Origin of the sequence: Gilliamella sp. wkB178 (assembly GCF_001690705.1) — a bacterium.
Taxonomy (GTDB): Bacteria; Pseudomonadota; Gammaproteobacteria; order Enterobacterales; family Orbaceae; genus Gilliamella; species Gilliamella apicola_K.
This window is the reverse complement of record NZ_LZGK01000001.1, coordinates 199,007-214,230: the sequence shown is the minus strand read 5'-3', so window position 1 is coordinate 214,230 and position 15,224 is coordinate 199,007. Positions and strand designations below refer to the sequence as shown.

Sequence of the window (15,224 nt, the reverse complement as noted above, 5' to 3'; positions counted from 1 at the left end):
AAATGAACAGAAAAAATATGTCACAATCCAGTTATAATGCCGTTGATATCGAAGTCCTAAAAGGGCTTGATCCGGTGAGACACCGCCCGGGTATGTATACTGACACTACAAGGCCAAACCATTTGGCACAAGAAGTCATTGATAACAGTGTCGATGAAGCGATTGCTGGCTATGCACACCAAATTAAAGTCACTTTATTTGAAGATAATTCATTAGAAGTGATTGATGATGGGCGTGGTATGCCGGTTGATATTCACCCGGAAGAAGGTGTACCCGCCATTGAATTATTGCTTTGTCGTCTCCATGCTGGTGGTAAATTTTCCAACAAGAACTATCAGTTTTCTGGGGGGTTACATGGTGTTGGGATCTCAGTTGTTAATGCCCTTTCTAAACGAGTCGAAGTCACAGTAAACCGTGATGGACAAGTTTACCAAATCGCCTTTGAAAATGGTGATAAAGTCGAAGATTTGCATGTAACTGGCACTTGTGGTCGCCGCAATACTGGTACCAAGGTACATTTCTGGCCTGATGAAAAATATTTTGATTCCGCAAAATTTTCCGTGCCTCGGTTATCACATTTATTAAAAGCTAAAGCGGTACTGTGCCCAGGACTAGAGATTATCTTTAAAGATAAAATCAATAATACCGAAGAACGCTGGTGCTATGAAGACGGCTTAAAAGATTATTTAATGGAATCAGTAAGCGGTTACACACTATTACCGGAAGAACCTTTTACCGGCAATCATATTGGTGATACCGAAGCGGTGGAATGGGCGCTGCTTTGGATGCCTGAAGGTGGTGAACTATTAACCGAAAGTTATGTTAACTTAATACCAACCGTACAAGGTGGTACTCATGTTAATGGTTTGCGTCAAGGATTACTTGATGCCATGCGAGAGTTTTGTGAATTTCGTAATCTCTTGCCGCGCGGACTAAAACTGACTGCTGACGATATTTGGGAACGCTGTGCCTATGTGCTTTCAGTTAAAATGCAAGAACCGCAATTTGCCGGACAAACCAAAGAACGGTTATCATCCAGACAAAGTGCCGCTTTTGTTTCGGCCATTGTCAAAGATGCGTTTAGCCTATGGTTAAATCAAAATGTGCAAATAGCCGAATTACTAGCTGAAATCGTAATTTCCAGTGCCCAAAAACGCTTAAGAGCAGCCAAGAAAGTCATCCGTAAAAAATTAACTAGCGGACCAGCGTTACCGGGTAAATTGGCTGATTGTTCTTCTCAGGATTTGAACAGAACCGAACTCTTTTTAGTGGAAGGGGATTCTGCCGGTGGTTCTGCCAAACAAGCTCGTGACCGCGAATATCAAGCTATCATGCCTCTAAAAGGTAAAATTTTAAATACTTGGGAAGTGTCCTCCGATGAAGTACTAGGTTCTCAAGAAATCCACGATATTTCGGTGGCTATTGGTATTGATCCTGACAGTGACGATTTAAGCCAATTACGCTATGGCAAAGTTTGTATTTTAGCTGATGCCGATTCTGATGGATTACATATTGCCACCTTAATTTGTGCATTATTTGTTCGCCACTTTCGAGCTATGGTTGAACAAGGTCATGTTTTTGTTGCCATGCCTCCCCTATACCGTATCGACCTAGGTAAAGAAGTGCATTACGCATTAGACGAAGAAGAAAAAGAAGGCATTTTAGATCAACTTAAACGTAAAAAGGGCAAACCTAATGTACAACGTTTTAAAGGCTTGGGGGAAATGAATCCATTGCAACTGCGTGAAACCACAATGGATCCCAATACGCGCCGTTTAGTGCAGCTATCGCTTGATGACACCGAACAAACCATGGCTTTAATGGATATGTTGCTAGCTAAAAAACGCTCAGAAGATCGCCGTGAATGGTTACAAGAAAAAGGTGATCAAGTTGAACTTACTGTCTAACATAAAGAAAGATTTAGAGGAACAATAATGAGTGAGATTACTCATGACGGAGTAGAAGTTCAATCGCTACGTACCTTTACTGAAAGCGCTTATTTAAACTACTCCATGTATGTGATTATGGACCGTGCCTTACCATTTATTGGGGATGGCTTAAAACCGGTGCAACGACGCATTGTCTATGCCATGTCAGAGCTAGGACTCAATGCGCAAGCGAAATTCAAAAAATCAGCGCGTACTGTCGGTGACGTTTTAGGTAAATATCATCCACATGGTGATAGTGCTTGTTATGAAGCGATGGTATTAATGGCGCAACCTTTCTCTTACCGCTATCCATTAGTAGATGGCCAAGGTAACTGGGGGGCACCCGATGATCCTAAGTCATTCGCGGCTATGCGTTACACCGAATCACGCTTATCAAAATATGCCGAATTATTATTAGGCGAATTAGGACAAGGCACAGTTGATTATACCCCGAACTTTGATGGCACCTTGCAAGAACCGAAAATGTTACCGGCTAGATTGCCAAATATCTTATTAAACGGTACTACCGGCATTGCGGTTGGTATGGCTACCGATATTCCTCCTCATAATATTCGCGAAGTAGCTAATGCCGCAATTATGTTAGCTGAAAATCCTAAAGCCACGCTTAGCGAAGTAATGACTCACATACAAGGCCCTGACTTCCCGACCGAGGCCGAAATTATTACTCCACGTGAGGATATAGAAAAAATCTATACCAGCGGTCGAGGCTCTATCCGTATGCGCGCCGTTTGGAAAAAAGAAGACGGTGATATTGTTATTACTGATCTACCGCATCAAGTTTCCGGCGCTAAAATTTTAGAACAAATTGCCGCACAGATGCGCGCCAAAAAACTGCCTTTGATAGAAGATTTACGGGATGAATCAGATCATGAAAATCCTACTCGCTTAGTGATTGTGCCACGTTCTAATCGAGTTGATTTAGAACAAGTCATGAATCATCTATTTGCCACCACCGATTTGGAAAAAAGTTATCGGGTAAATATGAACATGATTGGGCTTGACAATCGCCCAGCAGTTAAAGGTTTACTAGAAATTCTAACTGAATGGTTAGAGTACCGCAGGAATACCGTTATACGACGTTTAAACTATCGTTTAGATAAGGTACTTAAACGTCTGCATATTTTAGATGGTTTATTGATTGCTTTCTTAAATATTGACGAAGTCATCGAAATCATTCGCCATGAAGATGAACCGAAAACTGAATTAATCAATCGCTTTGCCTTGACTGATATTCAAGCAGAAGCAATTTTAGAATTAAAACTCCGTCATTTAGCCAAACTGGAAGAAATGCGCATAAAAGGTGAGCAAAGCGAATTGGCTAAAGAACGTGATCAGTTACAAGCATTATTGGCGTCACCAAGAAAACTTAATACCCTAATTAAAAAAGAGTTACAAGAAGATGCGGAAAAATATGGTGATGACCGCCTTTCTCCGATCGTTGAACGTAGCGAAGCCAAAGCGATCACCGAACAAGAATTAACACCATCAGAACCGGTCACTATTGTTTTATCGGAAATGGGTTGGGTTAGAGCCGCTAAAGGGCATGACATCGATCCGGTTAGCCTAAGTTATAAAGCTGGTGATAGTTTCAAAGCGGCAGCCAAAGGCAAAAGCAATCAACCGGTAGTATTTATTGACTCAACCGGACGTAGTTACGCCATTGAACCTAATACCTTGCCGTCCGCGCGTGGCCAAGGTGAGCCACTAACCGGCAAATTAGCCTTGCCAGCTGGTGCTACTGTTGAACATGTACTTATGGCAGCCAATGACGAGCAAAAATTATTATTGGCCTCAAATGCCGGCTATGGTTTTATTTGCCAATTTAGTGATTTAGTTGCGCGTAATCGTAATGGTAAAGCAATTATCAACTTACCGAATAACGCTAAGGTATTGCCTCCAATTGAGATTACCTCTGATGACAGTCTACTGTTATCCATTACGCAAGCTGGACGCATGTTAATCTTCCCGGTAACAGACTTACCGGAACTGGCTAAAGGTAAAGGTAATAAAATTATCTCCCTTTCTGGTGCGGATGATAGCTTATGCTTGATGATGTTAATCACACCGCAAACCGCTATAACCTTGCATGTTGGTAAACGCAAACTTACACTCTATCCTGCTGATTTACAAAAATTTAGAGCTGAACGCGCCCGTAAAGGTACATCATTACCACGTGGTTTACAAAAAATCGATCGCATTGAGGTAAACGAATAATATGTCATTTATTTGGGCAATTATTACCGGCTTTGTATTAAGTCTGGTGTTAAAAACTGGTTGGGGATTTTTTATTGGCTTATTTATAGGGCCAATGCTCTACCAAGCTTTTTGTAATAAATTAACTGAACAAAGGACGCATGCTAACCCGACACTTTACTTAACCGTCGTTTTTGAGGTGCTGGGGCATTTAAGTAAAGCCAAAGGCGTAGTGACCCAAGATGATATTAATCTGGCGCGCCAATTTATGGATCGGTTACAACTGGATAGCAACAGTCGCCAACTTGCTCAAGATTCATTTAATCGCGGCAAAACTAGTGATTACCCACTACGTTCGCGGTTAAAAGAGCTGTATGCCCAATATCGCTTCCGTCGTAATGTTTTAAATATCTTTTGTGAACAATTAATCCAAGCGGCATTGGTTGACGGTAATTTAGATGAAAAAGAGCTGCAAATTCTTTTCATCGTGGCGGAAGAATTTAATATTCCGCGCCAACAAATGGCCATGTATATCCAAATGATGATGGGTAGTTATCATTTCCATCAACAAGGTTATAGCAACCAACAACGTTATCAATATCAACAGGGTAACAATTATGGTGGTTATCAAAGCCGTTCAGCAGAATCTGATCTACAAAATGCTTATAAAATATTAGGTATTGAACCCTCAGCGGAAGTTGCAGCCATAAAAAGGGCTTATCGTAAGTTGATGAACGAACATCATCCCGATAAATTAGTGTCCAAAGGGTTACCTAAAGAGATGCTTGAAGCGGCTAAAAAACGCGCTCAAGAAATCCAAGCCGCATATGATCTCATCAAAGCCGCTCGTGGTTTTAAATAGAGATTACAACGATGATGCATTGGCGCTCAATTATCAGAATAGTTGGTTTATTAATTACCTTACTGTCGGTATTTATGCTAATCCCGGCACTGGTGGCCCTAATATACCGCGATGGTGCCGGAGCCATTTTTGTGCGATCTTTTATTGCGGCTCTAATTCTCGGCTGCTTATTATGGTTACCAAATCGCCATCAACATCATGAACTCAACACTCGTGAAGGTTTTTTTATTGTGGTACTATTTTGGGTGGTAATTGGTACTATTGGCGCCTTTCCATTTATCTTTGATCATCACATTAACCTTAATTTAACTACCGCCTTTTTTGAATCGTTTTCCAGTTTAACCACTACCGGTGCCACGACCATCGTTAATTTAGAACATTTGCCTAAAGCACTATTATTTTATCGGCAACTACTACAATGGCTGGGTGGTATGGGTATTATCGTTTTAGCTGTAGCCATTTTACCATTGTTGGGTGTAGGGGGAATGCAACTTTATCGTGCTGAAATTCCTGGTCCGCAAAAAGATAGCAAAATGCGCCCACGTATTGCCGAAACCGCTAAAACACTGTGGTCGATTTATATATTGCTTACCACTCTATGTGCCATTTGTTTATGGTTTGCTGGTATGGATGTTTTCGATGCTATCTCACATAGTTTTTCTACTATCTCTATGGGTGGCTTTTCTACGCATGATAATAATTTAGCTTATTTTAATAGTGCCACTATTAATTATATTGTGACGTTATTTTTGATTTTATCTGGTTGTAATTTTGCCTTACATTTTGCTGCATTAAATGGTTTTTCACTTAAGGTTTACTGGCGAGATCAAGAGTTTAGAACCTTTATATTTATTTTATTAATTCTAATTGGTATTTGTGGTTTCGTGATTTATTGCTATCAACCACAACGCCAATTAAGTATCGACAAAATTATATTGCAAGTGGTGTCAATCGCAGCAACGGTTGGGTTCACAGTAGATGATATAAACACCTGGCCATCGTCATTACCAATTTTTTTACTGTGTGCCTCATTTATTGGTGGTTGTGCGGGTTCAACTGGCGGCGGATTGAAAGTGGTGCGAGTACTTCTGCTTTTCATGCAAGGTTCCCGAGAATTAAAACGCCTGATTCACCCTAATGCTATTTACACGCTCAAATTAAATCACCGCGTAGTACCGGAAAGAATTATCGAAGCAGTTTGGGGATTTTTTTCCGCCTATGTACTGGTTTTCTTAATCAGCCTGTTTATCATTATGACTTCCGGCGTTGATGCCACTGACTCTTTTTATATTGTGGCATCATCACTAAATAATTTGGGTGTGGGCTTAGGTAGTGTCAGCGACAACTTTGCTAATGTAACCGATGCAGTTAAATGGGTAATGGTGGTTGATATGCTATTTGGACGACTAGAAATATTTACCCTATTGGTTTTATTCACACCAACCTTTTGGCGAAGTTAATTTTATACTGAAACGTAGGGTTCTCAGGAAACATCTTTACAAAACTAACAAATATTATCAATATTCTATTGATTATTTAAACAATTACAGACAGAATTACTGGGCAGCATGTGCTGTTTCTTTAGAGGTAATCACCTGACATATGGAATGGATCATGGATCCTACAATTTGGATTGGTTTATCCACGCTAATTGTACTTGAAATCGTCCTTGGTATTGATAATATCGTTTTCATTGCCATTCTTGCCGAGAAACTTCCTTCGCAGCTACGTGATAGAGCTCGAATTACCGGACTTGCTTTTGCGTTAGTTACCCGAATAATTTTATTAATGTTTACCGGATGGTTAGTCACACTCACCACCCCACTATTCTCTGCATTTGATATTAGTTTCAACGCGCGCCAACTGATTATGTTGATTGGTGGTATATTTTTGCTATTTAAAGCAACCATGGAACTTAATGAACGCCTTGAAGGTGCATCACATGAAGATGGTAAACCGAAAAAGACCTCACACTTTTGGACTGTTGTCGCGCAAATTGTGGTATTAGATGCAATTTTCTCGCTTGACTCGGTGATCACCGCTGTAGGTATGGTGGAACATATTCCGGTAATGATTATTGCAGTTTGCATTGCTATAGGCATTATGATGGTTGCCAGTAAGCCACTGGCTTACTTTGTTAATTCCCACCCCACGATAGTAATTCTCTGTCTAAGCTTCTTGCTAATGATCGGCTTTAGTTTAGTCGCTGAAGGATTTGGGTTTGTTATTCCAAAAAGTTACTTATACGCCGCTATCGGCTTCTCTATCATGATTGAATTTTTCAATCAATTAGCCATATTCAATCGCCGTAAGTTCTTAAGTAAAAAACCCTTACGTGAACGCACCGCTGAAGCTATTTTACATTTGTTAAAAGGCGACGCCGAAGAAGATCCCGACAGCCATACTATCGATTTAGTCTCAGATTCTACTAAAAAAGTATCAGTTTTCAATCATCAAGAACTGAGTATGGTTGAACGCGTGCTTGGGCTGGCTCAACGTTCGGTGAGCAGTATTATGACCGCCAGACTGGATGTTGATATGGTAAATATCAATGATGATCGTGAAGTTATTTTAAAAGAGATTTTTGATAACCCGCATTCACGTTTAGTCGTTACTGACAATGCGGCCATGGATGAACCTTTAGGTATTATTCAAGTTAATGATTTATTGAAAGATGTATTACAAAATAAGCAACCATTTGATATTAATTCACTTATCAAACAACCATTGATCTTTCCAGAAACTGTCTCATTATTGGTGGCATTAGAACAATTTAAAAAAGCCAAAACCCATTTTGCTTTTGTGGTTGATGAATTTGGTTCAATGCAAGGTGTGGTTTCGGTTACCGACGTAATTGAAACCATTGCTGGCGATTTTCCAACTGAAGAAGAAGATATTGACGCTAAACATGATATCCAATGTCTAAATGATAATAGTTGGATTGCCAATGGTTATATTCCGGTAGAAGAATTAGTGCGTTTTGTTCCAATTGATATTGATGACAAGCGCGAATATCATACCCTTGCCGGCCTGTTGATGGAAAAAGCTCAGCATTTGCTTGAAGTCGGCGAAACGGTTCAAATTGGTGATTATCTATTTGAAGTTCTGGAAACTGAAAGTCACCGTATTGTTAAAGTAAAAATCACTTTAAATAAACTGGATTTACCGTCATCTGAATAATATGGCTTAGTTTAGCCTACGGCTTGTAGGCTAAACTAATAAAATTTAATAATTTTTCTGTTATCCGGCATGATTCTTATATTTCCCCTATTTCAGCAATCAAAACTCTAGTTACCTTCATAAAATCATCAAGTTATGTTAATATAATCACTCCCGCCCTATTCATATTTATCTCTAAATGTTCGTAATTACACAGTAAGGAGGTATGCATGCATGATATTAGTCCATTACTCATCGCCATTATTGGTGGTATTGTTCTAGCCGCAATACTTGGCTTATTAGCCAACCGCCTACGAATTTCCCCTTTAGTTGGTTATCTTATCGCCGGAATTATTTTTGGTCCAGCTACACCAGGTATTACTGCTGATACCGCGATTGTACAAGAACTTGCCGAAATCGGTATTATTTTATTAATGTTTGGGGTCGGCTTACATTTTTCATTAAAAGATCTAATGGCAGTCAAAAATATTGCTATCCCCGGAGCTATCGTACAAATTGCCGTAGCCACTCTGCTGGGCTTAGGTCTATCTTACATGATGGGTAGGTCCTTACTTACCGGACTGGTATTTGGTCTTTGCTTGTCTACCGCTAGTACAGTGGTATTACTCCGAGCGTTAGAAGAACGTAATTTAATCGAAAGCCAACGTGGACGCATTGCTATTGGTTGGTTAATTGTTGAAGACTTAGTAATGGTGTTAACTTTAGTATTATTACCAGCGATTGCCACTATGTATAGTGAGAGTGAACACTATAGTTACCTAGATATTTTAAAACAAATATCCAAAACTATCGGCTTGGTGATCTTATTTATCGCTATTATGATTTTAATCGGCCGGCGGGTTATTCCTTGGCTCCTAACTAAAAGTGCTTGTACAGGTTCAGAGGAATTATTTACCCTATCAGTATTAGGCATTGCCTTAGGTATTGCATTAGTGGCAGTCCAACTATTTGGAGCTTCATTTGCATTAGGTGCTTTCTTTGCCGGCATGGTGTTAACCGAATCTAATCTCAGCCACCGCGCCGCTAAAAATATCCTTCCCCTAAAAGATGCCTTTGCAGTACTGTTCTTTGTGTCTGTCGGCATGTTATTTAAACCCCAAATTTTACTCATTCACCCAATTGCAGTAGTAACTACCGTGGTGATTATTGTATTGGGCAAATCATTAGCAGCTTATTTTATTGTGAGATTATTTGGGCGTTCTAGACGTACGGCTTTAACCATTTCAGCAAGTTTAGCTCAAATTGGAGAGTTTGCTTATATACTAGCCGCACTAGGAATTAGTTTAAAGATATTTCCAGAAGAGGCACATAGTTTGATTTTAGCTGGTTCTATCATTTCGATTGTACTAAATCCTTTTGTGTTCAATATTCTTGAACATTACCTATCTCGCACTGAAAATGTTGTCGATAAAATTATTGACCCAATAGCTGAAATTAACAACAACATTCCCTATCAGGAAAATCATGCCATCTTAATTGGCTACAATCAATTAGGTCGCATTGTTGCTCAAAAACTAAGTCACCAAGGCATACCATTTACCGTGATTGATAATTCATTAACTTTAATTGAACAGATCCGTCACCAAGGCTTGACAGCAGTATTTGGTAAAGCGACAAAATTAGAAATATTAGAACTGGCTAATTTAAAAACGGCAAAATGGTTAATTATTACTTCACCTAATGGCTATAAATCTGGGGAAATAACACAACGAGCCAAAGAAGTACACCCTGAATTAGCGATCTATGTTTGGGCTTTTTATGATGATGAAATTGCATATATTAAAGAACATGGTGCGACTAAAGTTATTACTGGTACTGAAGAAATCGCTCAACATATTTTAGAATTACTTAATGTCAATGCCAATAGTGAAACTATAAAATCAAACAACAATCTGGCTACCTCAGAAACCGTATTAGCGACAGCAACTGCGGTAACACTAAACAGCCACAATTCGCCTAAAATTGATATTACCGCTAACAGCAATTTTCCGAATGGAAATGGTAGTCCAATAGAATAAAGCTTGACCTAGTCAAATAACTAGCAATAATATCGCAGAGAAAATTGTATTTATTTTAGAGATGTGAAGTTGTTACTCCACATCTTTTCTGTTTTTTACCGCTGCGCAAATTTGGTAAAAACACATTTAGTACACTATAAGAACGTTGATTACTATTAACTTAAACTGGGCCTGAACTTATGAATTCAATATTCGAAAAAATATTTCAATTGCAACAGAAAAAATCTACAGTCGGTACTGAAATTATTGCCGGATGTACAACTTTCCTTACCATGGTGTATATCATCTTTGTAAATCCAGCTATTTTATCCGCCACTGGCATGGATACCTCAGCGGTATTTGTACTCACTTGTTTGGTCACCGCTTTTGCCAGTATTTTAATGGGATTGGTTGCAAATTTACCCATTGCCTTAGCCCCGGCTATGGGACTTAACGTATTTTTTGCTTATGGTATTTGTGGTGCTATGGGGTATTCTTGGCAAATTGGTATGGGCGCAATCTTTTGGGGTTCACTCGTCTTTTTTGCTTTATCATTATTTAAAGTTCGTCACTGGTTAATTGAGCATATCCCTCAATGTTTACGCGTTGGTATAAGTGCCGGTATCGGCTTATTTATTGCCTTTATGGGGTTCCAAAACATGGGAATTGTAGTGGCATCACCTGCTACCTTGTTAACCATGGGTAATATCTTATCGTTAAAAGTGTTACTTGGCTCACTTGGCTTTTTCATTATTATCATTTTAGCAGCACGTAATTTTCACGCCGCGGTATTAATATCAATTTTAGTGGTAACGCTATTTGCGTTATGGTTAGATCCAGATATTCATTTCAATGGTATTGCTTCCATGCCACCAAGTGTAACTAGCGTGGTCGGCCATGTTGATTTAGCTGGTTCACTTAATATTGGTATTATGGGGGTGATCTTTTCCGTTATGATTGTTAGCTTATTTGACTCATCCGGTACCATTTTAGCGTTAACAGATAAAGCCGGGATTTCAGATGAAAAGGGGCGCTTCCCTAAAATGCGTCAAGCATTATTAATCGATAGTTTTAGTTCTTCATTAGGTGGGCTATTTGGTACTTCTTCAGTATTAACCTATATCGAAAGTTCCGCTGGAATCTCAGTTGGTGGTCGTACTGGCTTAACTGCCGTTGTGGTTGGGGTGTTATTTTTATTGGTAACTTTCTTATCACCACTAGCCCATTTAGTACCAAGTTATGCCACTTCCGGCGCCTTGATTTTTGTTGGGATCTTAATGGTTTCTAGCCTAGTTCGCGTTAACTGGTCTGACTTAACCGATGCCACTCCCGCATTTATCACCGCCCTAATGATGCCTTTTGCCTTTGCTATTACTGAAGGTGTTGCTCTTGGTTTCATTTCATATGTGGTGCTAAAAACTTGTACCGGTAAATTTAAAGAATTAAATTTATGTGTGATTGTCTTCGCACTATTGTTCGCATTAAAATTTATCTTTATTGATCATCACTAATCTAGTAATTATACTCAATTAGCAGATTTTTGAGATTAATTACCTAGAATCACTACCTAAATATGGTAATCTAAATTTTGATGATATTTCAGCCAGAAATATCATCAAAATCCACAGCAAATAGCAGTAAATTTTTGCGCAAATATCTTGAATAATTTGAGCAAACAACTAACGGTAATACTTGACATTATCCCCCTTGAGGTCTAGAATCTTGCGACCCAAAACTTATATATTTAGGTTCTGGGCTACAGTTATTAATTACGAATCTATAAAGCAATTTTTAAATTTATTTTTATTAATCAGGAGCTTATTAATGGCAACAATTAATCAGCTGGTACGCAAACCAAGAGCACTAAAGGAAGTGAAAAGCAATGTTCCTGCGCTTGAAGCATGCCCGCAAAAACGCGGTGTTTGTACTCGTGTTTACACGACTACACCGAAAAAACCAAACTCAGCATTACGTAAAGTATGCCGTGTGCGCTTAACCAACGGTTTTGAAGTTACTTCATATATCGGTGGTGAAGGTCATAACTTACAAGAACATAGCGTGATTTTAATCCGCGGTGGTCGTGTTAAAGATTTACCTGGTGTTCGTTACCATACTGTTCGCGGTGCATTAGACTGCGCAGGTGTTAAAGATCGCAAACAAAGCCGTTCTAAATACGGTGTGAAACGACCTAAAGCTTAATGGAACTCCGTTAAGTAAGGCCAAACTATATAATTCCATATAACTCATTTGAGTTTTGGGTAAACCTGAAAAATTTATAACATAATAAACGGAGTATTCCAATGCCACGTCGTCATGTTGTCGGTCAAAGAAAAATTTTACCTGATCCGAAATTCGGTTCAGATTTGCTGGCGAAATTTGTAAATATTTTAATGGTAGATGGTAAAAAATCTATCGCAGAATCAATCGTATATTCAGCTCTTGATAAATTAGCTGAGCGTAGTGGGAAAGACCACTTAGCAGCTTTCGAAGTTGCCCTAGATAACGTAAGACCAACTGTAGAAGTTAAGTCTCGTCGCGTTGGTGGTTCTACATACCAAGTTCCTGTTGAAGTGCGTCCGGTTCGTCGTAATGCACTTGCAATGCGTTGGATTGTAGAAGCTGCACGTAAACGTGGCGATAAATCAATGGCTCTACGCCTAGCGAATGAACTTATGGATGCTTTTGAAAACAAAGGTACCGCAGTTAAAAAACGTGAAGATGTTCATCGCATGGCTGAAGCTAATAGAGCGTTTGCACACTATCGTTGGTAATTCTGACACGAATATAAGTGTCTTGAATTAAGACTGAACGCCCTTATATGCTTTCAGTCGCCCTAAATGATATTTTATTAAGCAAACGATTCTAAATAGAGGATTAATATGGCTCGTACAACTCCTATAGCACGCTACCGCAATATCGGTATCAGTGCTCATATTGACGCAGGTAAAACAACTACGACTGAACGTATTTTGTTTTATACTGGTGTAAGTCACAAAATTGGTGAAGTTCATGATGGCGCAGCTACCATGGACTGGATGGAACAAGAACAAGAACGTGGTATTACTATCACTTCTGCGGCAACGACTGCTTTCTGGTCAGGTATGGGGCAACAATTTGAACCACACCGAATCAATATTATTGACACCCCGGGGCACGTTGACTTTACTATCGAAGTAGAACGTTCTATGCGTGTTCTTGATGGCGCAGTTATGGTTTACTGTGCGGTTGGTGGTGTACAACCTCAATCTGAAACAGTATGGCGTCAAGCAAACAAATATAAAGTTCCACGTATCGCATTCGTAAACAAAATGGACCGTATGGGTGCCAACTTCTTACGTGTTGTTGAACAAATCAAAACACGTTTAGCTGCTATCCCTGTTCCATTAGTATTACCAATCGGTGCTGAAGAAGGTTTCACTGGTGTAGTTGATTTAATTAAACGTAAAGCAATTAACTGGAGTGACGCTGATCAAGGCGTAACCTTTACTTATGAAGATGTTCCTGCTGACATGGCTGCGCAAGTTGAAGAATGGCGTGCCAACTTAGTTGAAGCAGCGGCAGAAGCAAGCGAAGAGTTAATGGAAAAATACCTTGGTGGTGAAGAGTTAACTGAAGAAGAAATCAAAACAGCATTACGTGAACGCGTACTTGCTAACGAAATCATCTTAGTTACTTGTGGTAGTGCCTTTAAAAACAAAGGTGTTCAATTCATGCTTGATGCTGTGATTGAATATTTACCATCACCTACTGATGTACCAGCTATTAAAGGTGAATTACCAGATGGTGAACCAGCTGAGCGTCATTCAAGTGATGATGAACCATTCTCATCATTAGCATTTAAAATTGCTACTGACCCATTTGTTGGTAACTTAACTTTCTTCCGTGTTTATTCGGGTGTAGTTAATTCTGGTGACTCTGTTCTTAACTCTGTTAAAGACAAAAAAGAACGTTTTGGTCGTATCGTGCAAATGCATGCCAACAAACGTGAAGAAATTAAAGAAGTTCGTGCAGGTGACATCGCTGCGGCTATCGGTCTTAAAGACGTAACCACAGGTGATACATTATGTGCTGAGAATGCTCCAATTATTCTTGAAAGAATGGAATTCCCAGAACCTGTAATTTCAGTTGCAGTTGAACCAAAAACTAAAGCTGACCAAGAAAAAATGGGTCTTGCTTTAGGTCGACTAGCACAAGAAGACCCTTCATTCCGTGTTCATACTGATGAAGAATCTGGTCAAACAATTATTTCTGGTATGGGTGAACTACACTTAGAAATCATCGTTGACCGTATGAAACGTGAATTTAAAGTGGAAGCCAACGTTGGTAAACCACAAGTAGCTTACCGCGAAACAATTCGCAATGAAGTGGAACAAGAAGGTAAATTTGTTCGTCAGTCTGGTGGTCGTGGTCAATATGGTCATGTATGGTTAAGAATCAAACCATTAGAAGCTGGTGGTGAAGGTTACAAATTCAACAATGAAATCGTTGGTGGTGTAGTACCTAAAGAATACATTCCTGCGGTTGATAAAGGTTGTCAGGAACAAATGAAAAATGGTGTTCTTGCTGGTTATCCAATTGTTGATGTTGAAGTCACTATCTATGATGGTTCATACCATGATGTTGACTCATCAGAAATGGCATTTAAAATTGCCGGTTCAATGGCATTTAAAGATGGCTTCATGAAAGCTAAACCTGTGCTTTTAGAACCGATTATGAAAGTAGAAGTTGAAACACCAGAAGATTATATGGGTGACGTAATTGGTGACTTAAACCGTCGTCGCGGTATGATTGAAGGTATGGAAGACACTGCAACTGGTAAAACAGTAAAAGCACAAGTTCCACTTTCAGAAATGTTTGGTTATGCAACGGACCTACGTTCACAAACTCAAGGTCGTGCTTCTTACTCCATGGAGTTCTTGAAGTACAATGAAGCACCAACAAATATTGCAACAGCAATTATTGAAGCTCGTAAAGCGAAATAATTTTTATATAAATAAAGTAACACTTCCCTCAGCGAAAAGAGGGAAGTGAGTTAATAAAGGA

At 39.3% G+C, this 15,224-nt stretch carries 10 protein-coding genes; all 10 read left to right on the top strand.

Translation table 11 applies throughout. The features are described 5' to 3' along the window. The first annotated feature begins 17 nt into the window (after nt 1–17). The 10 genes from parE to fusA all read left to right on the top strand — a co-directional run bounded on the left by parE (nt 18) and on the right by fusA (nt 15,163). Nucleotides 18–1,907: a DNA topoisomerase IV subunit B gene (gene parE / locus A9G13_RS00980; RefSeq protein ID WP_065555764.1), complete on the top strand. Its 1,890-nt coding sequence runs from the start codon at nt 18–20 to the stop codon at nt 1,905–1,907. Nucleotides 1,908–1,934: 27 nt separating this feature from the next. Then, entirely contained in the window at nt 1,935–4,163 is a 2,229-nt protein-coding gene (gene parC, locus A9G13_RS00975; protein ID WP_065555763.1) for a DNA topoisomerase IV subunit A, read from the top strand. A gap of 1 nt (nt 4,164) precedes the next feature. Beyond that, nucleotides 4,165–5,004, top strand: coding sequence for a co-chaperone DjlA (djlA, locus tag A9G13_RS00970; protein ID WP_065555762.1), 840 nt, complete (start codon nt 4,165–4,167; stop codon nt 5,002–5,004). Between the two features lie 14 nt (nt 5,005–5,018). After that, nucleotides 5,019–6,464 carry a TrkH family potassium uptake protein gene (locus A9G13_RS00965; protein WP_065555793.1) on the top strand — a complete coding sequence of 482 codons (1,446 nt, stop codon included), beginning with the start codon at nt 5,019–5,021 and terminating at the stop codon, nt 6,462–6,464. 142 nt (nt 6,465–6,606) lie between these two features. Further along, a complete protein-coding gene (locus tag A9G13_RS00960; RefSeq protein WP_065555761.1) occupies nt 6,607–8,184 on the top strand; it encodes a TerC family protein in 1,578 nt (525 codons plus the stop codon). 209 nt (nt 8,185–8,393) lie between these two features. Then, nucleotides 8,394–10,202 carry a YbaL family putative K(+) efflux transporter gene (gene ybaL / locus A9G13_RS00955; RefSeq protein WP_065555760.1) on the top strand — a complete coding sequence of 603 codons (1,809 nt, stop codon included), beginning with the start codon at nt 8,394–8,396 and terminating at the stop codon, nt 10,200–10,202. Nucleotides 10,203–10,381: 179 nt separating this feature from the next. Further along, nucleotides 10,382–11,692: an NCS2 family permease gene (locus A9G13_RS00950; RefSeq protein ID WP_065555759.1), complete on the top strand. Its 1,311-nt coding sequence runs from the start codon at nt 10,382–10,384 to the stop codon at nt 11,690–11,692. A gap of 313 nt (nt 11,693–12,005) precedes the next feature. Continuing rightward, nucleotides 12,006–12,380 (top strand): 30S ribosomal protein S12, encoded by a 375-nt coding sequence (gene rpsL, locus A9G13_RS00945; RefSeq protein ID WP_025316630.1) that lies wholly within the window; start codon nt 12,006–12,008, stop codon nt 12,378–12,380. Nucleotides 12,381–12,481: 101 nt separating this feature from the next. Beyond that, nucleotides 12,482–12,952, top strand: coding sequence for a 30S ribosomal protein S7 (rpsG, locus tag A9G13_RS00940; RefSeq protein WP_065555758.1), 471 nt, complete (start codon nt 12,482–12,484; stop codon nt 12,950–12,952). A gap of 108 nt (nt 12,953–13,060) precedes the next feature. Further along, entirely contained in the window at nt 13,061–15,163 is a 2,103-nt protein-coding gene (gene fusA, locus A9G13_RS00935; RefSeq protein WP_065555757.1) for an elongation factor G, read from the top strand. The last annotated feature ends 61 nt before the right edge of the window (nt 15,164–15,224 follow it).